Consider the following 20,447-nt stretch of genomic DNA (forward strand, 5'->3'; position numbering starts at 1 on the left):
GACGGCGGGGCCGTCGGACGGCTCGACGGCCGCTCACTCCCGGCCGACGCTGATGTTCTGCAGGGCGCTACCGCAGACGGGACAGACGCCGCCGTGGAGGCTCACGACGCGCTCGCCACAGTCAGTGCACTCGTAGTACGGCATGCCACTGGTACGCACGGTCGGGGGATGAAGGTTCCGCCGCGCTCGGATCGTTCGGGGGCGTGACGGGTCAGACGAGCGAGTCGGGGCGGTTCGAGAGGTACTCGAACACCGCCCCCAGGCTGAACCCGTAGACGAGGTGCGCGATCAGCGTGAGCACGAGGTACAGCACGAGCGTCAGCCCCTGGAACCCGGTGTAGAAGCCCATCGCGAACCCGGTCCACAGCGCGGCCCCGAAGAACAGCCCGCTGATCGGCGGGCGCTCGCCGGGGAGGTACGCCATCAGCGCCGCGAAGAGCAGGGGGAACGGCACCATCCCGTTGGCGAGGAAGATGAGGTACCCGACGGTCACCGGGGAGGCGACGTCCCCGAGACCGATCGGCAGGGTGAGCGAGGCGAACGACTGGAACGAGAACGCACCCATCGTCGAGGCGATGAACAGCACGCCGGTCATCAGGGCCGTCCCGACCAGCCCCCCGGCGGCACCGACGACGCCGTCGGCGACGATGCCGAACAGTCGATCGTACTTCTCCACCTGCTCGGCGGGCGTCAGGTCGTCGAACTCCGAGCGTGCTCCAACCATGCCGCCTACTACCACCGAAACAATGTTAAATGTTACCACAGAACTATACTGCTCGGCGGTGGCGATTCCCCCGGATCGAAATAGTGGTTGTCGGTAACATACCCCACATGCTAAATAGGATGGACGATAATGAAATATCCGTAGGAGGGCCATTCGGATGTACGGAGCGACACGCGCAGTCGTGCAGGCGGGCGACCTCGTCCCGACGGGGTCGCGGGTAGCCATCTTTCGGGAGATCTACTGGGTGTTTCTCGTCCTGGGGACGCTGGTCGGGGTGGTCGTCGTCGGCTACATGCTGTACAACGCCTACCGTTACCGGGATCGCGACGGGCGGGACGACGACGACGATCGCCCCCAGCTCGGCGAACTCCCCAGCGGGGGCGGGAAGGGGCGGAAGCTGTTCCTCTCGTTCGCCATCAGCGCGGTCATCGTCGTCTCCCTCATCGTGTGGACCTACGGGACGCTCCTGTTCATCGAACAGCCCTCGACGGCGGCCGCGGCCGAGGGGGAGGAACCGCTCGAGATCCAGGTCGTCGGGCGGCAGTTCATCTGGCAGTTCGTCTACCCGAACGGCCACACCACGACGGGCGAACTCCGGGTGCCCGCCGACACCCGCGTGACCCTCGTCGTGACCTCCGAGGACGTGTTCCACAACTTCGGCGTCCCCGGGTTGCGCGCGAAGGCCGACGCCATCCCCGGGCAGACGACCGAGACGTGGTTCGTCGCGGAGCGGCCGGGCGAGTACATGGCCCACTGCTACGAGCTGTGCGGCACCGGCCACTCAGAGATGAAGGCGACGGTGATCGTCATGGAGCCGGAGGAGTACGAGCGCTGGTACGCGAACGCGGGCGGCGGTGAGGGCGGCGGAAACGGAACGAACGGGACGAACGGGACGAACGGGACCGGCGGTGCGAGCGGTGCGAACGACACGGGCGGCGCGAACAGCGCGGGAGGGACCGGCGCATGAGCGACGAGGAGCGAACGGACGAGGAGCGAACGGACGAGGGACGGACGGACGGCGGTCGGGCGGACGGCGGCCACGCCGGCGTCGGCTCCGAGTTCGCGCTCCCGGTCGAGGAGCGGGAGGCGGTCACCGACCACGGACTCCCCTCGAAGGCGTCGATCCGGCGCTGGTTCGTCACGACGAACCACAAGGACGTCGGCGTCCTCTACCTGGTGACGTCGCTGTTCTTCCTCGTCTTCGGCGGCGTCCTCGCGCTGCTCATCCGCCTGCAGTTGCTCGAACCGGGCGGAACGCTCCTGTCGGGGGGCGCGTACAACCAGACCGTCTCGGCCCACGGGCTGTTGATGGTGTTCTGGTTCCTCTCGCCGTTCGCCTTCGGCTTCGCCAACTACGTCGTCCCGCTCCAGATCGGCGCGAAGGACCTCGCGTTCCCGCGCCTCAACGCGCTGTCGTACTGGCTCTATCTCTTCTCGGGGGTGCTGTTCGGCATCTCGTTCTTCCAGGGCGGGACGTTCAGCGGCGGCTGGACGATGTACGCGCCGCTGAACGTGCCCATCTACATGCCGGACGTCGGCGCGACCACGGCGATCCTCGCGCTCGTGCTGTTCGTCGCCTCCGTCACCGTGGGGTCGGTGAACTTCATCACGACCATTCACCGGATGCGCGCGGAGGGGATGACCCTGCGGCGCATGCCGCTGTTCACGTGGACGATCCTGCTGACGGTGTGGATGATGCTGTTCGCGTTCGCGGCGCTGCTCGCGGCGCTGCTCATCCTCTCGTCCGACCGAATCCTCGGAACGACGTACTTCCACGCCACCGACCACGCCGGGTCGCTCCTCTGGGCGCACCTGTTCTGGTTCTTCGGCCACCCCGAGGTGTACATCGTCTTCTTCCCGGCGCTGGGCGCGATGGCCGAGATCTTCCAGACGTTCACGGGCCGCCGCATCGTCGGGCGGAAGTGGTTCATCGCGGCGATGGTGCTCGTGGCGCTCCAGTCGTTCGCCGTCTGGATGCACCACATGTTCCTGACGAGCATCAACCTCCAGATCAAGACGCTGTTCATGGCGACCACCATCGGCATCTCGCTGCCGTTCGACCTGATGGTGTTCGCGCTTATCTACACGATGATCAAGGGGCGGATACGGTTCCGGACGCCGTTCCTGTTCGCGTTCGGCGCGCTCGTGCTGTTCATCCTCGGCGGCATCACCGGCGTCTTCCTCGGGGCGGTGGTGCTCGACTACGAGTTCCGCGGCACCTACTGGGTGGTCGCGCACTTCCACTACGTGATGGTCGGCGGGGTGACGGGGCTGATCGGCGGCCTGTACTACTGGTACCCGAAGATCACCGGGAAGATGTACGACGAGTTCCTCGGGAAGGTCCACTTCGCGACCTACTTCGTCGGGTTCAACCTGCTGTACTTCCCGATGTTCCTCGCCTGGGAGACCCCCCGACGGGTGTTCGACTACCCGCCCGCGTTCACCCCCTGGCACCAGCTGGCGACGGTCGGGGCGTTCCTGCTCGGCGCGTCGTTCCTCGTCATGTTCTACAACCTCTACGCGAGCCTCGCGACCGGCGAGGACGCCGACGCCTGCCCGTGGGCGTACGGGACCACTGCGGAGTGGACGGTCCCCTCGCCGCCCCCGCTGGACAACTACCCCGGCGTGCCGAGCTACAGCGGCGGGTCGCTGCACTTCCTCGACGAGGTTCGCGGCCGTCCGGCGAGCGGGGGAGCGCCCGCGGCCGACGGGAGCGGCGAGACGGAGACCGACGGCGGGACCGCGACCGCCGTCGATCACGATCACGGGGAGAGCCACGCGAGCATCTGGCCGTTCGGCATCGCGCTGGGCGCGTTCCTCGCTCTGCTCGGCCTCTCGGGCGTTCGCGACGCCGGACCGGCGTACGTCGGGCTCGCCGTCGCCGGGGGCGCGCTCCTGATCTACACGTTCGTCGGACTGGCGCGAGAGCGGTTCCACGGCCCGGCGGGGCCGTTCGGCGAGTCCTGGCCGTTCGCGCGCGTCGAGAACACGAAGCTCGGGATGTGGGTGTTCCTCGCGAGCGACGTCGTGCTGTTCGGCGCGTTCATCGGCTCCTACGTCTTCATTCGGGTGGCGTTCGGCTGGCAGGCGTGGCACGTCGTGCCCCACGACCCCATCCCGGGGCTGCTCAACACCTACATCCTGCTGACGAGTTCGTTCGCCGTCGTGCTGGCGCTCGTCGCGGCGGAGAAGGGGAGCCGCGCCGGCGTCGTCACGAGCCTGCTCGTGACGTTCCTGCTGGGGGTGGGCTTCCTCGTCAACAAGGGCATCGAGTGGTACGCGCTGTACCAGGAGGGAGAGTGGCTCTCGACGAGCATCGAGACCTCGACGTTCTTCCTGACGACGGGCCTGCACGGCGCACACGTCGTCGTCGGCCTGCTCATCGTACTTTACATGATCGCGCGGGCGTGGCGGGGGGCCTACCTCGACGACGAGCGCCCGGTGGAGTACTTCGGCCTCTACTGGCACTTCGTCGACATCGTCTGGCTGTTCCTCTTCCCGCTGTTCTACATCCTGTGACACACCACCATGAACACCAAACTGTACACGGCGATCTACGTCGTCCTCTTCGTCGCGGCGACGGCACAGGTGCTGATCGAGTTCGCGGGCCTCACCTACTGGACGGCCTTCTGGGTGATCATCGCCCTGTCCACCGTGAAGGCCCTGTTCGTCGCGGGGTACTACCAGCACCTCCGGTACGAACCGCGGTCGATCAGCTACGTGATGCTCGTCGGACTGCTGGCGGCGCTCGCGCTGACGCTCGCGGCCGCCTACTCCATCACCTAAACCATGACCGGAACCCTCCACGGAGCCGTCGTCGTCGGGGTCATCGCGGGACTCCTCACCCTCCTGTACGCCGAGGCCGCCCACCTCGGGGACGCGTTCGTGGTCGGCGGGGGCGTCCTCGTCGTCCTCAGCGTCGGCGTCCTCGCCGCCGCCATCGCGTGGGCGGAGGCGGGTGGCGATGGAGAACGGGGACTCGAAGGCGAGCGCGGGCGCGAGCACGGGGAGGACCCGGAGGCCCGTCCTCCGCCGTTCGAGTGAGCCGACGAGCCGGCCCGAGGCGATTTACGCCAGCACGAACGCGTAGGTGTACGCGAGGAAGAACGCGACGAGGACGATGGCCGCGATGACCTTCAGGTGGTAGACGAACAGGTCGTCGGCCTCGGCCTCGGCGGCGGTCTCCGCGGCCGCCCGCTCCCCGTCGGTGGACGCGTCGGCGTGGCGTTCGCCGACGTGGAGGGTTCGCAGCCGCTCGCGGGGGAACGGCCGCCCGCAGTACGGACACCGGACGGCCGGCTCCCCGTCGGGAACGCGCGTCGGGATCGGGTCGGGAGGCGCGGTCATAGAAACGGCGGTGCGGCGTACGGTTGCACGAGCAGCCACATGCTCGTCATCGTGTAGGCGACCATGAGGACGACGTAGGGGTACTGACTTCGGATGGGCTGGAGGCGGCCGGTGAACGTCTCGAACGCGATCGCGTGGGCGACCCACACCGCCACGAGGTGACCGAGGACGACGAACGCGAGTTGCACCCCGCCGAACCAGTTCGGCAGGGCGAGCACGACGAGGGCCGTCGGCGGCGCGAGCGGGTCGGTCAGCACCGCCGCCAGCGTCGGCGATAGCGCGAGGAAGTACCCGCTGAAGTGCGCGAGGTGGTAGCCGGCGGCGATGGGGAGCAGCGCGAGGACGAACCGTCGCTCGATCTCGCGGGTCGTCACGTAGGTGCCCGCCGACCGTCGGACCAGCCGGGACGCCCCCCGAAACGCGCCGAGGAAGAGCGCGAAGCCGCCGGCGAGCGCCCCCAGGTAGACGGCGAGCGGCGGGACGCCGGCCGCGACGATCGGACGGCCGAACGCGGCCCACGCCGGCGTCGAGACGAGGCCGTCGAACGTCGTCACCCACACTAGCGCGACGACGAACGCCACGTCGTCGAGTCCGTCGACGAGCGCCCGGCGGTCGCGTCCGACGCCCGCGCCGTCGGCCCGAACCGGTCGCCGGGCGTCGGACCGGGGGCCGGTCGGGACGGCGACGCCGGTCTCGCCCGCCGTCAGCGCCGCGCCCGGGACCCGGAGCGTGACGGACCCTCCTCGGCGCTGGAACGGCGCGAGCGCGCCGTAGTAGCGGAAGACGCGGGCGATCGGATCGACCGCGGCGAACCACGTCTCCCGGCCGACGGCGGCCGCGCCCGCGAGCGTGAGGACGGTGTAGCCGAGGACGACCGCGACGAGCAGTCGTGGGGCGTCCGCGAGCGGACTCACCACCTCGATCCACACCAGCCCGAGGAGGGCGGCGACGCTCGGCCACGCGCCCAGCCGGTCGGGGTACGGTCGGTCGAACGACGGGAGCAGTTCGGAGAGGGTCCGCCACGGGTTCAGCGCGGGCCAGGTGTCCCCGACGAGGTAGACCGTCATCGCGTAGCCGGCCCACCACCCGACCCACACGAGGAGGACGGCGAGGTTCGCGACGGCGGCGCTCGGGCCGACCAGTCCGACGAGGACGACGGCGAGGAGACCGACGAGGCCGACGAGCCGGAGGACGCGCCGACCGGCGGCGAGAAACGGGCCGACCGGGACCGTCGGTCCCCGATCGTGGATCGCCCGGATGAGTTCGCGATCGGTGACGAAGCTCGTGAACAGGAACGACGCGACGACCACGCCGCCGCCGGTGAGCGCGAAGAGCCACGAGGGGACCGAGACGGGTTCGGCGCTGCCGAGCGATCCCGCGTGCGCGAGCGCGGTCCCCGCGAGCAGCCAGCCCGCCAGCGCGCCCGCGAGTCCTCCCGCGAGCGCGCGCCGGGCGACCGACCGCGAACGCCCGGTCGGGGGCGTCACTTCCCCCACCTCCACCGCGACGACCGCTCCGGCACCCGGTAGAGCAGGGCGACCGCCAGCACGAACGCGGCCGTCGAGAGGTCGAGCGAGAACCCGAGCGCCGCGGTCGACAGCCCGGAGGAGGAGCCGACGGTCGCGGCGGCCAGGGACGCGAGGATGGGGAAGCTACAGCTGAGGCAGGCCGCCAGTCCGACGACCCCGGAGAGCGCCGCGGCGCTCGCGTCGAGCGCCCGGGCGTAGACGAGGTACGCGAGCGCGAGGTAGCCGAGCACCCGGTAGGGGACGAAGTAGACGTGGAAGGCGTGGCCGGCGTACGCGATCCGCGGCCCCCAGCCGGGTGCCGAGGGGACGAACAGCCAGCCGTGGAGGTGGGCGTGCGCGTGACCGTGTCCGCCGGGGTAGATCCCGATCAGCCCCGCGAGCCACGCGAGGACGAGGAAGTAGGCGACGGCGAGGAGGGCGGCCGCCCACCGGAGTCGGCGGGCGGCGGGTCGCGGCGGCGTCCGGACGGCCGCCCAGAGGCCGACGTCGATCCAGACGAACGGGTAGAGGACGTACCGGAGGGTCGTCGGTCGCGCGTCGGTGACGCCGAAGTAGCCGACGAGCAACAGCGCCTCCGCGAGGACGACGACCGCGAGCCACCGGAGGTCGGCGGGGAGGCGGGCGAACCGCCGGGGCGACGCGAGGCTCACGACCGACCTCCCGACGATCGACCTCCCGACGACCGACGAGCGCCCGACATGGCGCTACCCGACGAGGAGGTTGACCGAGACGGCGAGGACGAACAGCGCGCCGACGACCCAGGCGCTGACGGCGAACGCCTCCGCGCTGGTGCGACCGCGAAACCGGATCGTCCGGTAGATCCCGAGCACGAGGAACAGACAGAGCGCGAGGACGCCGAGGAGGGCGGCCGCGACCCCCGCCATCTGCCCCGTCGGGCCGCCGACGAGGAAGAGCACGGCCGCCGCGCCGACCCCGAGCGCGAGCAGGAGGAAGCCGAGGATCCACGTCGCCTGTCTGGTCGCCGCGGCGGCGAGGACGCCGTACGCACCGGTCAGCCGCCCCCCGCGATCGTCGGACGACGCCGGGTCGTAGCGCCGCCAGTCGCGGAGGCGGAGCAGCGCGACGACGATCGCCACCAGCAGGAGGCCCGTCAGAAACGCGCTCGCGATGTTGGTGACATCGTCCATGGTACGTGTAAGCACAACACGGCAGGTGATTTCAAACTATCGTCCGTGAGGGTCGTCGGCCGTGGCGAGTTTCATGTGCGCGGCCGACGAAGCGGACGTCGATGAAGACATCCGATCTCCTCGTCGCCTGCCTCGAGGCGGAGGGCGTCGAGTCCGTCTTCGGGCTCCCGGGCGAGGAACTGGAGGACGTGCTGTTCTCGCTTCGCGACTCGTCGATCGAGTTCGTTCCCGTGCGCCACGAGCAGGGCGCGGCGTTCATGGCGGACGTGCACGGTCGCCTGACCGGTCACGCCGGGGTGTGCCTCTCGACGCTCGGGCCGGGCGCGACGAACCTCATCACGGGCGTGGCCGACGCCCACCTCGACAAGTCGCCGGTGGTCGCCATCACCGGACAGGGGGGCCGCGAGCGCCTCCACCAGGAGAGCCACCAGCGGCTCGACGTCGTGGAGATGTTCGCCCCGATCACGAAGTGGAACGCGCGCATCGACGACCCGGACATCGTCCACGAGTCGGTGCGGAAGGCGTTCAAGCTGGCCGAGTACGAGAAGCCCGGCGCGACGCACCTGGAGTTCCCCGAGGACGTCGCCGCCGCCGAGAGCCGCGTCGAACCCCTCACGGCCGGCGAGCACGCCGTGCGGCGACCGGCCCCCGACCCGACCGCCGTCGAGCGCGCGGTCGAGGTGCTCGCCGACGCCGAGCGCCCGCTCGTGCTGGCGGGCAACGGGGCCGTGCGGACGCGCACCTCGACGCAGTTGCGCGCGTTCGTCGAGGGGACCGACGTGCCGGTCGTCGCCACCTACATGGGCAAGGGCGCGGTCTCCGACGCCGACGAGCACTCGCTGATGACGCTCGACTCGGGCGCGCGCGACGAGGCCGAGCGCGTCATCGAGCGCGCGGACGCCGTGCTCGCCGTCGGCTACGACATCGCGGAGCACGATCCGGAGAACTGGAACCCCGAGGGCGACAAGCGCGTCGTACACCTCGACTTCGAACCCGCCGAGGTGTACGAGCACTACACCCCGGACGTGGAGGTGATCTGCGACGTCGCCGCCGGCCTGGAGGCGCTCTGCGCGGCGGACCTCGACCCGATCGACACCGGCTGGTACGCTGACCTCCGGCGGGCGCTCGTCGAGGAGGTGACGCGCCCCCCGGAGGCGGACGAGCCCTTCAGCGTCCGCCGGGCACTGCCGATCGTCCGGGACGTGCTCGACGACGAGGACGTGCTCGTCTCGGACGTGGGGAGCCACAAGATGGCGATCGCGACGAACTACCCGACCTACGAGCCGAACACCTGCATCGTCTCGAACGGGCTGGCGAGCATGGGCATCGCCGTCCCGGGGGCCGTGGCCGCGGACGGCGTCGTCGAGGGGAACGTCGTCGCGGCGACGGGCGACGGCGGCTTCCTGATGAACGCCGCCGAACTGGAGACGGCCACCCGACTCGACCGCTCGTTCACCGTCCTCCTGTTCAACGACGACGACTACGGACTCATCCGCGAGCACCAGCTGGAGGATCGCGCCGACGCCTTCGGCACCGCCATCGGCAACCCCGACTTCCCGGCGTTCGCGGAGAGCTTCGGGATCGAGGGCCGCCGCGTGGAGTCCTGGGACGACTTCCGCGAGACGTTCGCCGCGGCCGTGGCGAGCGACGACCTCTCGCTGGTGGAGGTGCCCCTCCCCCGCTACGGCGAGCGCTGATCCGGATCGCTACCGACCCTCGTTCGGCGGGGGGCATCGGGGTGAGCCGGCGGCCGTCGCGGGCCTACTGGATCGAGATCTCGTCGTCCTCCTCGACCTCGTCTCCGCGCCAGTAGATGCCGAACTCGACGCCCTGCCGCCCGGCACCGAAGACGGGGTTGTTCCCCGACACCTCGACCGCGAAGTCGACCGTCTCCGGCGGATTGACGGTCGCGCTGTCGTTTCCGACGACGATCGTCACCTTTCCCGAACCCGGCGAGCGGTCCCCCTCGTCGGGTCGGCCGGAGCGGGTGGCCTCGCCCGCCCGCTCGCTCTCCGAGGAACGGGCGGCGTCGTCGGTTCCCGTCACCGTCGGCGTGCCGCCGGCGTCGCCCGTCGTCCCCCCGTTCTCAGCACTCCCCGCGGTCCGGGTGCGATCTGCCTCCGCGCCGCCCATCCCCGCCGAACCGCCGCCGTCGAGTTTGTCGGCGAACTCCCGAAGGTACGCCGCCACGTCCGCGCGGGACATCTCTCGCTCCGCCTCGAGCTTGCTCATACCTCGGGGAGGGGCGACCGGTCCACACGAGTTGCGCTTGCCAGCGCAAGGACGCAGGATCTCAGGCTCGGCGGCTCCCCACGGCCGCCCACACCGCCAGCGCGCCGAGCAGCAGCGCCGGGACGAGCGGTATCGTGAGGTACGCGTCCCGGAACGAGAGACCGAGCGAGGAGATCAGCGGCCCCGAGTAGGGTATGTAGAGCACCAGCGCCGGCGCGACGACGAAGGCGACGAGTATCATCCCGACGAGGATCCAGCCGCGCGCGCCGAACTCGGCCTCGTCGGGGTCGGGCGCGGCGGGGTCGCTCACGTACGCGCGGGTGGTGCGGGCGCTCGTCGTCCGGCCCCCGGGATCGTCGAGGCCGTCGGAATCGCTCGGCGACGGACGGCCGTCGGCGTAGCCCTCCCGCCCGTCAGCCATCGTATTCGCTGTCGGGCACGACGACGACCTTCCCGAAGCCCTCGCGCTCCTCGAGCATCGAGTGGGCGCGACGGATCTCGCTCATCGGGAGGACCTCGCGGACGTGCACCTCGAACGTCCCGTCCCACACGAGCGGGAGCACGTCGTCGATCTCGCCGGGCGTCGCCATCGTCGAGCCGAGGATCTGCTGCTGGTTCCAGAAGACGCGATTGAGGTTCGTCTCCGCGACCGGGCCGGTGGTCGCCCCGCAGGTGACGATGCGCCCGCCCTTCGCGAGGGACTTCTGGGAGTCCTCCCACGTCGCCGGACCGACGTGGTCGACGATCACGTCCACCCCGCGACCGCCGGTGAGGTCGCGTATCTCGTCGGCGAACGAGGTCTCCTCGTAGTCGATGAGGTGGTCCGCGCCGCACTCGCGGGCGTGGTCGAGTTTCTCCTCGCTGCTCGCCGTGGCGTAGACCTCCGCGCCGGCGTAGTCCGCGATCTGGACGGCGGCGTGGCCGACGCCGCCGCTCGCGCCGAGAACGAGCACCTTCTCGCCGGGCTGGACGTCCGCCCGCGTGATCAGCATCCGCCAGGCCGTCTGGAAGACGAGCGAGGCGGAGGCGGCGGTGTGCCAGTCCACGCCCTCGGGGACGGGGACGAGGTTCTCCTCCGGCACCGCCGCCCGCTCCGCGTGGACGCCGCGGACGTGCTCGCCCATGATGTGGTAATTGACGCACATCGACTCCTCGCCGTCGCGGCAGAACTCGCACTTCCCGCAGTAGCGCCCCGCGGCGACCGCGACGCGGTCGCCCTCCTCGAACCGCGTCACGTCCTCGCCGACCGCGCTCACGACGCCCGCCGCGTCGCTGCCGGGGATGTGGGGCATCTCCAGGTCGATGCCGGGGAGGCCGCGGCGCGTCCAGACGTCGAGGTGGTTGAGCGCGCCGGCCTTCACGTCCACGAGGACCTCGTCCGATCCGACGGTCGGGTCGTCGAACTCGTCGTAGTCGAGAACGCTCACGTCGCCGTGTTCCGAGAACTGGACCGCGTACATGCTCGGGGAGTCGGACGGGCGGGGCAAAACCCTGCCGGTGTCACCGCGTGACACGGCCACGCCCGACGGTTAAGGTGGAGGCCGTCGAACCGCTCGCACATGAGCGAGGAACATCACGACCACCACGAACACGGCGACCGCCACGGCCACCACGACTACGACGAGCATCACGAAGACGACGACCACCACGACCACGACGGCCACCACGACCACGGCGAGGCGGGCACGCACGACCACCACCACTACGACCTGGAGACGGTCGGCGCGGCGGTGATCACCGTCTCCTCGACGCGGACGGTCGACGACGACCCGGCGGGCGACGCCATCGAGGAACTGCTCGCCGACGCGGGCCACGAAGTCGTCGCGCGGGAGGTGATCCCGGACGACTTCGAGGCCGTGCGCGAGACGGTCGAGCGGGCGGTCGCGAACGACGCGGTGGACGCGGTCGTCACCACCGGCGGGACGGGGATCACCCGCGACGACGTGACCGTCGAGGCGTGCGCCGTACTCTTCGACAAGGAACTCCCCGGGTTCGGCGAGCTGTTCCGACAGCTCTCGCGGGACGAGGTCGGCACGCGCGTCGTGGGGACCCGCGCCGTCGCGGGCGTGGTCACGGTCAACCCCACCGAGGGCAACCCGGTCCACGGCGTCCCGGTGTTCTGCCTCCCGGGCAGCGAGAACGCGGCCCGGCTCGGAACGCGCGAGATCGTCGTCCCGGAGGCCCCGCACCTCGCCGGACTCGCCCGCCGGTCGTGACGAGGCGGGCACTCGTCGTCGGCGCGTCGGGCTTCCTCGGACGGTCGGTGGTCGACCGCCTGCGCGAGGACGGCGTCGAGACGCGCGGGACCTACCGGTCGAACCGCTGCGACGGCGCGACCTGTCGGTTCGACCTCTTCGCGGACGACCCGACGCGCCTCCCGTTCGACGGCTGCGACGCCGTCGTGTTCACGGCGCACGTCGAACGCACGGACCACGACCGCGACGCGTTCGTCGACCGGGTGGAGCGCCTCCTCGCCGCCTGCGGGGACCGGCTGTTCGTCTACGTCTCGAGCGCCGGGGTCTTCGACGGCGACGCGGGGCGCTACCTCGAGTCCGACGAACCGACCCCGAAGTCGAAGTACGGTCGGCGGCTCCGCGCGTTCGAGCGCCGGATCGCCGATCGGTTCGACCGGCACTGCGTCGTCCGGCCGGACTACCTGTTCGGGTACTCGCGGGGGCGACTCGACAAGCGCCTCTCGCACACCCGGGAGCGCGTCCTGGCAGGCGAGACGGTGGCGTACTTCGACGACATGTACAAGAGCCCCGCCGCGGTGACCGAGGTCGCGGCCGCGGTGGCCGCCGCCGTGACGGGCGACCTCCGCGGGCTCCTCCACGTCCCCAGCCCCCGGACGACCGCGTTCGCCTTCCACCGCGCCGGGATGGCCGCCCTCGGTCTCCCCTACCGCCGCGTCGTCCCCGAGTCGATGCCCGACGACCCGACGCTCCACCGCGACTCCTCGCTCCGCTCGGAGCGGTTCGTCGAGGAGGTGGGATTCCAGCCGCGGTCCGTGTGGCAGGCGATCCGTCCCCAGGTCGACCCCCCCGCGACGGGGTGAGGCGGTCGCCGGTCCCGCACGACCGCCCTACCGCACGACCGCACCACGTCGACCGCCGCGAGGCTCGGAGCGCGGCGCGGACGGCGTCAGGACGGGAGCGGACAGAGGCTCGCCGTCAGCACCGCCACCTCGTCGGCGTCGTTGCGCGCGCCGTGCGTGACGCCGCGCTCGTGGAGCACGACGCCGGGGGCCTCGACGACCTCCTCGGTGCCGTCCTGGATCACCGTCACGGTCCCCTCGAGGACGTGAAAGACGTTCGTCGCGTCGTCGTGCTCGTGGGGCGTCAGCTCCGCCCCCGGCCCGAGCGCGAAGTACTTCACCAGCACGTCGTCGGTGACGACGAGTTCGCCGGATTCGAGGTCGCCCTCGGCGGGCGTCGGAACGTCGTACAGATCGAGCGCCATGCCGGGACTCGGGCGTGCGGGATCTTATAGTGTCGGCCCACCCGTCCGGACAGGTTGATACCCCCGGTCGCGCTATCGGACGCTATGGACGAACACAGAGCGACGCTCGAGATCGAGTCGAAGGCCGACGCGCTCGCCGTCTCGGGTCTCCTGTACGGTCTCCACGATCGGTTGCGCGAGGAACACAGCGAGGCACACGGCACCTCGACCGACACGGAGCCGATGCTCGACGCGTTCGAGTCCCTGCGGCGGGCGGTGGAACGCGGACCGGGGGGTCGAGTCACGATCACCTACGAGGCGGGACCGGACGCCGCCGCGACCGACGACCGAACGGGATAGCCACGCGGAGCGGGCGGCGGACGCGGCCGTCACGCGGCCGGTCGATCAGCCCCGCAGGGCGTAGTAGTCCGACTCGAGGGCGACGTAGTCGTACGCCGCGACGAGAGTTCGGAGGCTCTCGGGAAGCGGGGCGTCGAGCGCGATCGATCCCGCCTCGGCGGCGCGCCGGACGAGGTCGCGCTCGTCGGCGTCGAGCGGCGGGACGGAGAGGACGTGGACGGCGTCGCCGCCCGTCGCGGGCCTCGGGGTGGCGTACAGGGTGCGGTACGAGTCGGCGGGGGCGGCGGCGACGGTCTCGAACGAGATGGCCGCGTCCCCGTAGGCGACGGCGGGAGCGCGTTCGACGCTCAGCTCGTACTGCTCTCGTCCGCCGGGCGACGGTCGCCCGGCGGGATCGACGCGGACCTGGCCGTCGGTGACCGCCGCGTCGACCCACTGCTCCAGTCGCTCCGAGACGATCGCCACGGTCGCGTCCTCCCGATAGGCCCGGTCGGGGACCCTCTCGGCGACGAGCGTCGGTGTCGATGCGGCGAGGCCTCCGTCCGCCGGGATGCATCCCGCGAGGGCGGTGAGCGCGCCACCGCCTGCGAGCAGCATCGAGCGTCGGGTAGGGGTAACCATACTCGGGGGGTGACAATCCGACGGTAAGTACTTTCGGTGACGGCGGGCGGCCGACCGCCCGGGTGTCTCGGTGTCGGAAGCTATTCACCCGACGAGGTGGACCCATCGCACATGGAGTACGCCACCGTGCAGGGAGTCGAAGTCCCGAAGGTCGGACTCGGGACGTGGCGACTCACCGGCGAGGACTGTCGGCGGGCCGTCGGAACGGCGCTCGAACTCGGGTATCGACACGTCGACACCGCCCAGGCATACGGGAACGAGCGGGCGGTCGGGGCCGCGCTCCGCGAGAGCGACGTCGAGCGCGACGAGGTCTTCCTCGCGACGAAACTCGCCGGCGGGAACCGCGAGTACGACGACGTGCTTCGCTCGACCGACGAGAGCCTCGCGAAGCTCGGGACGAGCTACCTCGACCTCCTGCTCATCCACTGGCCGAACCCGCGTACCCCCCTCGAAGCCACCGTCACGGCGATGAACGACCTCCGCGCGGAGGGGAAGGTCCGCCACGTCGGGGTGAGCAACTTCGGCATCGACCGCCTCGACCGGGCGCGAGAGCTCTCCGACGCCCCGATCCTCACCGACCAGGTACAGTACCACCCCTACTGGGACCAGCGCGACCTCCTCGACTACTGCGCCGTCCACGACGTGCTCCTGACCGCGTACAGCCCCCTCGGTCACGGCGGCGTCCTGGACGACCCCGTCCTCCGCGAGGTGGGCGAGCGACACGGCAAGTCCGCCGCCCAGGTCGCGATCCGCTGGCTCGTCCAGCAGGAGGGCGTCTGCACCGTCCCGAAGGCGACCAGCCGCGAGCACCTTGAGGCCAACCTCGACGTGTTCGACTTCGAACTCACGGACGAGGAGATGGAACGCGTCCGCCAGCCCTCGAAGCTCCGCACCCTGAAGGGGTTCGTCAAGGCGCGACTCTCGCGCTGACTCGCGCGCCGCGCCTACCCCCTCCCGCCCTCGGCCCTCGACCGCCGATCCTCGACCGCCGATCCTCGCCCTCGCCCCGCGGCACGTACCGTCGGTCGCCCCCCGACCGGTCCGCCGCCGAGACGATACTCCGGCGGGGGGTCAGCGACAGCATATATCCCTCGTGCGGGCGACAGTAGAGGCATGCCAGCGCGACTCTCGGATCACTGCTGGGCGATCGAACTCCGCGGCGTGAACGCCTACCTCGCCGAGGACGAACCGGAGGCCGACGGCGAGCGGGTCCTCACGCTGATCGACACCGGGACGCCCTTCGACGCGCGGACCCTCGCCCGCGAGATCGAGGCGACCGGTCACCGCGTGGAGGACGTGGAACGCGTGCTGCTCACGCACTACGACCTGGACCACGTGGGGGGCCTCGGCCGCCTCGACTTCGAGGACGCGACGGTCCACGTCGGGATGCCCGACGTGGACTACCTGACCGGCGACGCCTCCCCGCCCGTCTCGACGCACAAGGGGGCGCTCCAGCGCGCGCTCGGGCCGCTCGCGCGCACGCCCCGCGTGGCGGTCGAACCCGTCGCGGACGGGGACCGGGTCGGCAGCTTCACCGTCTACGAGACGCCCGGGCACACCCCCGGCCACGTGGCGTACGTGAGCGACGCGCTCTCGGCAGCGTTCGTGGGCGATCTCGTCGTGGAGCGCGACGGCGAACTCGCCGCGTCGCCGTGGGCGCTGAGTTACGACACGAACGACGTGAGAGAGAGCGTCCACGACCTCGCGGATCGGATGCCCGCCGTCGAGATTCTGGGGATGGGCCACGGCGTCCCGTTCGCGCGCGGCGGGAGCGTCCGACTGGCCGAACTCGGCGAACGCATCGAGTAGACTCCCCCATCCACGTTCGGTTCTTGCGGACCTCGCCCTCGCTCCTCGAAGGCGGGGTCTGCAGTAACAGAGACGTGCGAGAGGGAGACGCGGCGAGACGTTGTCACGAAGTCCTGGTCAGTACCCGCCGTCAAGTCCGAGGCTGATCCGGATCGCGTCGTCGACGCGGTCCATCGCTTCGGGCGACAGCCGCCCGAAGCGTTCGAGTACGCGATCCTCCACCGAGACCGTCCGGATCTGGTCGCACTGAACGGCGGTATCGCGGTCGACTGGCTCCTCGGCGGCTAGCAGCTCTACCTGGAACGGGAATTTCCCCGGCTCGTATCTCGTCGTCACGGGTGCGACGATCGTCGTCGGCGAGAATCGGTTCCCGGTATCGTTCTGAACGACGACCGCCGGACGCGTCCCCGCCTGTTCCGATCCCACCGTCGGATCGAGGGCCACGAGAACGACGTCGCCGCGCCGGAGGTCCGACATCTAGAGTTCTTCTCCCTCTCCCGGCGTGACGACCCCCTCGGCGTCGCCGAGACGTCGATCCGCTTCGACCGACGCGTGTTTCCACTCGTCTTCCGTCTGGCGGGCGAGTTCGGCGTTCTCACGGTAGGCGCGGGCGAGTTCCGAGTTGCGTTCGCGGAGCTTCTCCTCTGCGAGTCGATCGAGCGTCTGGTCGAACGACTCGCCGCGCTCTTTCAGTCGCTCGATCTTCTCGTGCGTCTCGTCGGAGACGCGAATGGACGTGCTCCCCATCGTGCATGATCGTATGCAAGTATACGGAATAAGTCTGTCTCCCTGCGAGACGGAGAGTTACGATCGGTACGTGGGGACACGTGAGGCGGAACTCGGCGAGCGCATCGAGTGACGGCGGTCGGCGACCCTGCGATCGCCGCCCCCAGCGTTACGCGGCTGGCCCCCGAACCACCGAGTATGAGCGAGGAATCCCTGCCCGACGGGTGGCACGAGAGCGACGTCGACCTGAACGTCACCGAGCGGTACAACCCCCGATCGCCGATCCTCTACGAGTCGGAGGAGAGGGACGTGAGCGTCCAGATCGTTCCCTACGGGCAGAACGTCTCCCACGGCGACCCCGACCGCTGGCGCGTCGCCCTTCGCCGGGGCACCACCCTCGATCCGGGGCGCGCCGAGGCCGCGACCGAGGTCGAGGGCCGCGACGCGGCGATGGCGGTCGCGCGCGACCTCATGGCCGCCTACGACGAGCACGGCGACGTGAGCGAGGCGCGCGACGCGGTCCGGTGATCCCGTAGCCGTTCGAGAGGGGCCCCGGTCGCCGGATCAGGCCAGTTCCTCGGCCACCGTGTCGGGGTCGATCAGGGCGGGATCGACGATGAGCGCCGTGCTGGCGCGGACGAACTCGGGGACGGAGTCGCGGGCGTAGACGACGACGCGCACGTCGGGGTTCAGTTCGCGGGCGACCGGGATCGAGGTGGCGAGGCCGACGTCCGTCACGGCCAGCAGGTCCGCGTCCTCGACGCCCGCGTCGAGGAGCGACGAGCGGTCTGCGGTGCCCGCCGCGTTCGTGACGGTCACGTCGTGCGCTTCGAGCGCCGCGGCCAGGTCCTCGGGGTCCGAGCCGACGATGATAGCCTGCATGGTCACTCGTACTCGATGGTCGCCGGGGGCTTGTGCGTGACGTCGTAGACGACGCGCGCCACGCTCGGCACCGTGCCGGTGATGCGACTCTGGATGCGCTGGAGGGTCTCCCAGTCGATCTCCTGGGCGCGGGCGGTCATCCCGTCGCGCGACTCAACCGAGCGGACGGCGACGATGTGGCCGTGGACGCGGTTGTCGCCCTTGACGCCCGTCCCCTTGCCGACGACGGCGGCGAACGCCTGCCACGGGTCGTACTCCTCGAGTTCCTCCTCGACGATGTGACACGCCTCGCGGGCCACCTCGGCCCGCTCGGGGGTGACCTCCCCGACGACGCGGACGGCCAGCCCCGGTCCCGGGAAGGGCATCCGCTCGGACACGACCTCCTCCAGGTCGAGCGCGCGGGCCACCTCCCGGACCTCGTCCTTGTAGAGGTCACGGACGGGTTCGACGATCCCCTCGAAGTCGACGACGTCCGGGAGGCCGCCGACGTTGTGGTGGGACTTGATGCCGCCCTCGCTCTCGATCCGGTCGGGGTAGATCGTCCCCTGGACGAGGAAGTCGGCGTCCGCGTCCCTCGCCTCGCGCTCGAACTCGCGGATGAACTGCGCGCCGATGACGTGGCGCTTCTCCTCGGGGTCCGTGACGCCCGCGAGTCGCTCGAAGAAGCGCTCGTGGGCCTCGACGATCCGCAGGCTCTCCATGTAGTCGAAGGTCTCTCTGACCTGCTCGGTCTCGCCCTTTCGCATCAGTCCGGTGTCCACGTAGACCGGCGTGAGTTGCTCGCCGATGGCCTCGTAGGCGAGCGCGGCGGCGACCGAGGAGTCCACCCCGCCCGAGAGGGCGATGATGGCGTGGGCGTCGCCGACCGCCTCGCGGATCTCCGCGGTCGCCTCCTCGACGAACGACTCGACGTCCACCATCAGGCGCTCACCCCCTCGGTCTCGGCCGGTTCGCGGTCGAGCGCGGCGGCGAGCAGGCCGAGGAACGGCGGGCTCGCCCGGCCGGGCCGCGAGCGGAACTCGGGGTGGAACTGCGTGCCGAAGAAGAACGGGTGGTCGGGCAGTTCGAGTATCTCCATGCGGTTGTTGACGCGACCGGAGAAGACCAGCCCCGCGTCCTCCAGGTCGTCGATGTACTCGGGGTTCACCTCGTAGCGGTGGCGGTGGCGCTCGACGCAGGAGTCGCCGTAGAGGTCGGCCGCCAGCGTCCCGGGCGAGACGTCCGTCTCGTAGGCCCCGAGGCGCATCGTGCCGCCCATCTCCTCGATCTCGTACTGCTCGGGCAGGAGGTCGATGACCGGGGTGGAGGCGTTCTCGTACAGCTCCGTGGAGTGCGCGCCGTCGAGGTCCGCCACGTTCCGGGCGAACTCGACGACCGCGAGCTGGAAGCCGAGACACAACCCGAGGAAGGGGACGCCGCGCTCGCGGGCGTAGCGGATGGCGTCGATCTTGCCCTCGGTTCCGCGGACGCCGAAGCCGCCGGGGACGATGATCGCGTCCGCGGCCTCGAGGCGGGCGCGGTGGTCCGCGTCCATCTCGTCGGCGTCGACCCAGAGGACGTTCACGTCCACGCCGTGTTCGAGGCCGGCGTGCTTGAGCGCCTCGTGGACGGAGAGGTAGGCGTCCTCGAGCGCGTACTTACCGACCAGCGCGACGTCGAGTTCGCCCGTCCGCTCGCGCGTCACGAGGTCGCGCCATCCGGTCGCCCGGTCCTCGCGTGGGAGGGCGCGCTCCGCCAGCCCGAGTTCCTCCATCACGTACTGATCCAGGCCCTCCTCCTCGACGGTCAGGGGGACGTGGTAGATGTCCTCCACGTCGGGGTTGGAGAACACGGCGTCGGTCGGCACGTCGCAGAACAGCGCGATCTTCCGCTTCACGTCGTCCGCGAGCGGCGTCTCGCAGCGCCCGATCAGGACGTCGGGCTGGAGACCGATGCTCCGGAGTTCCTTCACGCTGTGCTGGGTGGGCTTGGTCTTCTGCTCGCCGTTCTTCGAGTAGGGGACGAGCGTGACGTGCATCAGGAGGAAGTCGTCGGACTCCTGCTCGTGGACGAACTGGCGGAGGGCCTCGAGGAAGGGCATCCCCTCGATGTCGCCGACGGTGCCGCCGACCTCGACGATGCAGACGTCGTGGCCCGCCGCGGCCTCGCGGATGCGGCGCTTGATGTCGTCGGTGACGTGCGGGATGATCTGGACGGTCTTGCCGAGGTAGTCCCCGCTTCGCTCCTTCTCGATGACGTGCTGGTAGACCTTCCCGGTGGTGACGTTGTGGTCCGCCGTCATGTCGATGTCGAGGAAGCGCTCGTAGTTCCCGAGGTCCAGGTCCACCTCCGCGCCGTCCCGCAGCACGTACACCTCGCCGTGCTGGAAGGGGTTCATGGTACCCGCGTCGACGTTCAGGTAGGGGTCGATCTTCACCGCGGTCACGTCGAAGCCCGCGTTGGCCAGCAGGCGGCCGGTGCTCGCCGCGGTGATGCCCTTCCCGAGCCCGGACATCACGCCGCCGGTGACGAAAATGAACTTCTTGCCCAACGTGGGGTCGTACTCCGTGGGCGCTGTCGGCATACTGAGGGTGTGCAGGTCGCGGTGAAAACGGTTTCGGGACCGGTGGGCTTCGACAGAGGGTGGCACTC

At 70.4% G+C, this 20,447-nt stretch carries 27 protein-coding genes; 11 read left to right on the plus strand and 16 right to left on the minus strand.

All coding sequences use genetic code 11. The annotated features are described in order from the left end of the window. Positions 1–33 precede the first annotated feature (33 nt). Together NKI68_RS06645 and NKI68_RS06650 are read right to left on the minus strand one after the other, a co-directional pair. The gene (locus NKI68_RS06645; RefSeq protein ID WP_254545924.1) at positions 34–144 is read right to left on the minus strand and encodes a rubrerythrin-like domain-containing protein; all 111 of its coding nucleotides are present in this window, start codon (positions 142–144) and stop codon (positions 34–36) included. 67 nt (positions 145–211) lie between these two features. Continuing rightward, positions 212–724, minus strand: a complete 513-nt coding sequence (locus tag NKI68_RS06650) for a DUF6789 family protein (RefSeq protein WP_254545925.1) — start codon at positions 722–724, stop codon at positions 212–214. A gap of 157 nt (positions 725–881) precedes the next feature. On the opposite strand from NKI68_RS06650, the gene coxB reads away from it, so the two are divergent. The 4 genes from coxB to NKI68_RS06670 are packed head-to-tail and all read left to right on the plus strand — an operon-like array spanning position 882 to position 4,768. Further along, entirely contained in the window at positions 882–1,691 is an 810-nt protein-coding gene (gene coxB, locus NKI68_RS06655) for a cytochrome c oxidase subunit II (protein ID WP_254545926.1), read from the plus strand. Next, a complete protein-coding gene (locus tag NKI68_RS06660) occupies positions 1,688–4,243 on the plus strand; it encodes a cbb3-type cytochrome c oxidase subunit I (protein ID WP_254545927.1) in 2,556 nt (851 codons plus the stop codon). The genes coxB and NKI68_RS06660 overlap by 4 nt, the downstream gene beginning before the upstream one ends. A gap of 9 nt (positions 4,244–4,252) precedes the next feature. Further along, on the plus strand, positions 4,253–4,510 hold the full coding sequence (locus NKI68_RS06665) for a cytochrome C oxidase subunit IV family protein (protein WP_254545928.1): 258 nt from the start codon (positions 4,253–4,255) through the stop codon (positions 4,508–4,510). 3 nt (positions 4,511–4,513) lie between these two features. Continuing rightward, positions 4,514–4,768, plus strand: coding sequence for a hypothetical protein (locus tag NKI68_RS06670; protein ID WP_254545929.1), 255 nt, complete (start codon positions 4,514–4,516; stop codon positions 4,766–4,768). Positions 4,769–4,792: 24 nt separating this feature from the next. Here the strand turns inward: NKI68_RS06670 and NKI68_RS06675 are convergent, their stop codons facing one another. The 4 genes from NKI68_RS06675 to NKI68_RS06690 form a co-directional block, all read right to left on the minus strand. Continuing rightward, positions 4,793–5,071 (minus strand): DUF7410 domain-containing protein, encoded by a 279-nt coding sequence (locus tag NKI68_RS06675; RefSeq protein ID WP_254545930.1) that lies wholly within the window; start codon positions 5,069–5,071, stop codon positions 4,793–4,795. Then, complete coding sequence (locus tag NKI68_RS06680; protein WP_254546495.1) at positions 5,068–6,489, minus strand: hypothetical protein; 1,422 nt, start codon at positions 6,487–6,489, stop codon at positions 5,068–5,070. The genes NKI68_RS06675 and NKI68_RS06680 overlap by 4 nt, the downstream gene beginning before the upstream one ends. 65 nt (positions 6,490–6,554) lie before the next feature. Continuing rightward, a complete protein-coding gene (locus NKI68_RS06685; protein ID WP_254545931.1) occupies positions 6,555–7,250 on the minus strand; it encodes a DUF7546 family protein in 696 nt (231 codons plus the stop codon). 54 nt (positions 7,251–7,304) lie between these two features. Further along, the gene (locus tag NKI68_RS06690; protein WP_254545932.1) at positions 7,305–7,748 is read right to left on the minus strand and encodes a hypothetical protein; all 444 of its coding nucleotides are present in this window, start codon (positions 7,746–7,748) and stop codon (positions 7,305–7,307) included. Positions 7,749–7,849: 101 nt separating this feature from the next. Here NKI68_RS06690 and NKI68_RS06695 point away from each other — a divergent pair, with 101 nt between their 5' ends. Next, positions 7,850–9,445, plus strand: coding sequence for an acetolactate synthase large subunit (locus NKI68_RS06695; RefSeq protein WP_254545933.1), 1,596 nt, complete (start codon positions 7,850–7,852; stop codon positions 9,443–9,445). Positions 9,446–9,509: 64 nt separating this feature from the next. Here NKI68_RS06695 and NKI68_RS06700 read toward each other — a convergent pair whose 3' ends face one another. From NKI68_RS06700 to NKI68_RS06710, 3 genes are all read right to left on the minus strand, one after another. Then, positions 9,510–9,980 carry an amphi-Trp domain-containing protein gene (locus NKI68_RS06700; protein ID WP_254545934.1) on the minus strand — a complete coding sequence of 157 codons (471 nt, stop codon included), beginning with the start codon at positions 9,978–9,980 and terminating at the stop codon, positions 9,510–9,512. 61 nt (positions 9,981–10,041) lie between these two features. Then, the gene (locus tag NKI68_RS06705; RefSeq protein WP_254545935.1) at positions 10,042–10,401 is read right to left on the minus strand and encodes a DUF7977 family protein; all 360 of its coding nucleotides are present in this window, start codon (positions 10,399–10,401) and stop codon (positions 10,042–10,044) included. Continuing rightward, positions 10,394–11,440, minus strand: coding sequence for a zinc-binding dehydrogenase (locus NKI68_RS06710; RefSeq protein WP_254545936.1), 1,047 nt, complete (start codon positions 11,438–11,440; stop codon positions 10,394–10,396). The genes NKI68_RS06705 and NKI68_RS06710 overlap by 8 nt, the downstream gene beginning before the upstream one ends. A 99-nt stretch (positions 11,441–11,539) precedes the next feature. On the opposite strand from NKI68_RS06710, the gene NKI68_RS06715 reads away from it, so the two are divergent. Both NKI68_RS06715 and NKI68_RS06720 read left to right on the plus strand, forming a co-directional pair. Further along, positions 11,540–12,196: a MogA/MoaB family molybdenum cofactor biosynthesis protein gene (locus NKI68_RS06715; RefSeq protein WP_254545937.1), complete on the plus strand. Its 657-nt coding sequence runs from the start codon at positions 11,540–11,542 to the stop codon at positions 12,194–12,196. Further along, the gene (locus NKI68_RS06720; protein WP_254545938.1) at positions 12,193–13,035 is read left to right on the plus strand and encodes a sugar nucleotide-binding protein; all 843 of its coding nucleotides are present in this window, start codon (positions 12,193–12,195) and stop codon (positions 13,033–13,035) included. Before NKI68_RS06715 ends, NKI68_RS06720 begins: the two co-directional genes overlap by 4 nt. Positions 13,036–13,121: 86 nt before the next feature. Here NKI68_RS06720 and NKI68_RS06725 read toward each other — a convergent pair whose 3' ends face one another. After that, positions 13,122–13,439 (minus strand): cupin domain-containing protein, encoded by a 318-nt coding sequence (locus NKI68_RS06725; RefSeq protein ID WP_254545939.1) that lies wholly within the window; start codon positions 13,437–13,439, stop codon positions 13,122–13,124. A gap of 84 nt (positions 13,440–13,523) precedes the next feature. On the opposite strand from NKI68_RS06725, the gene NKI68_RS06730 reads away from it, so the two are divergent. After that, positions 13,524–13,778 carry a hypothetical protein gene (locus NKI68_RS06730; protein WP_254545940.1) on the plus strand — a complete coding sequence of 85 codons (255 nt, stop codon included), beginning with the start codon at positions 13,524–13,526 and terminating at the stop codon, positions 13,776–13,778. A 45-nt stretch (positions 13,779–13,823) separates the two neighbouring features. On the opposite strand, the gene NKI68_RS06735 is transcribed toward NKI68_RS06730, so the two are convergent. Beyond that, positions 13,824–14,399 (minus strand): hypothetical protein, encoded by a 576-nt coding sequence (locus tag NKI68_RS06735; protein WP_254545941.1) that lies wholly within the window; start codon positions 14,397–14,399, stop codon positions 13,824–13,826. Between the two features lie 111 nt (positions 14,400–14,510). Here NKI68_RS06735 and NKI68_RS06740 point away from each other — a divergent pair, with 111 nt between their 5' ends. Both NKI68_RS06740 and NKI68_RS06745 read left to right on the plus strand, forming a co-directional pair. After that, positions 14,511–15,329 (plus strand): aldo/keto reductase, encoded by an 819-nt coding sequence (locus NKI68_RS06740; protein WP_254545942.1) that lies wholly within the window; start codon positions 14,511–14,513, stop codon positions 15,327–15,329. 183 nt (positions 15,330–15,512) lie between these two features. Beyond that, complete coding sequence (locus NKI68_RS06745; RefSeq protein ID WP_254545943.1) at positions 15,513–16,208, plus strand: MBL fold metallo-hydrolase; 696 nt, start codon at positions 15,513–15,515, stop codon at positions 16,206–16,208. 117 nt (positions 16,209–16,325) lie between these two features. On the opposite strand, the gene NKI68_RS06750 is transcribed toward NKI68_RS06745, so the two are convergent. After that, positions 16,326–16,685, minus strand: coding sequence for a type II toxin-antitoxin system PemK/MazF family toxin (locus NKI68_RS06750; RefSeq protein ID WP_254545944.1), 360 nt, complete (start codon positions 16,683–16,685; stop codon positions 16,326–16,328). Beyond that, positions 16,686–16,955: an antitoxin VapB family protein gene (locus NKI68_RS06755; protein ID WP_254545945.1), complete on the minus strand. Its 270-nt coding sequence runs from the start codon at positions 16,953–16,955 to the stop codon at positions 16,686–16,688. Positions 16,956–17,132: 177 nt separating this feature from the next. Between NKI68_RS06755 and NKI68_RS06760 the strand changes: the two genes are divergently transcribed. Beyond that, positions 17,133–17,462, plus strand: a complete 330-nt coding sequence (locus tag NKI68_RS06760) for a hypothetical protein (protein ID WP_254545946.1) — start codon at positions 17,133–17,135, stop codon at positions 17,460–17,462. 36 nt (positions 17,463–17,498) lie between these two features. On the opposite strand, the gene NKI68_RS06765 is transcribed toward NKI68_RS06760, so the two are convergent. Genes NKI68_RS06765 through pyrG form a run of 3 tightly spaced genes read right to left on the minus strand, consistent with a single transcriptional unit; the run spans position 17,499 to position 20,379 of the window. Beyond that, positions 17,499–17,816 carry a DUF7126 family protein gene (locus tag NKI68_RS06765; RefSeq protein ID WP_254545947.1) on the minus strand — a complete coding sequence of 106 codons (318 nt, stop codon included), beginning with the start codon at positions 17,814–17,816 and terminating at the stop codon, positions 17,499–17,501. A gap of 2 nt (positions 17,817–17,818) precedes the next feature. Further along, positions 17,819–18,736 carry a glutamine-hydrolyzing GMP synthase gene (guaA, locus tag NKI68_RS06770; protein WP_254545948.1) on the minus strand — a complete coding sequence of 306 codons (918 nt, stop codon included), beginning with the start codon at positions 18,734–18,736 and terminating at the stop codon, positions 17,819–17,821. After that, the gene (pyrG, locus tag NKI68_RS06775) at positions 18,736–20,379 is read right to left on the minus strand and encodes a CTP synthase (RefSeq protein ID WP_254545949.1); all 1,644 of its coding nucleotides are present in this window, start codon (positions 20,377–20,379) and stop codon (positions 18,736–18,738) included. Before pyrG ends, guaA begins: the two co-directional genes overlap by 1 nt. Positions 20,380–20,447 lie beyond the last annotated feature (68 nt).

The sequence above is a fragment of the Halomarina pelagica genome (assembly GCF_024228315.1).
GTDB lineage: Archaea > Halobacteriota > Halobacteria > Halobacteriales > Haloarculaceae > Halomarina > Halomarina pelagica.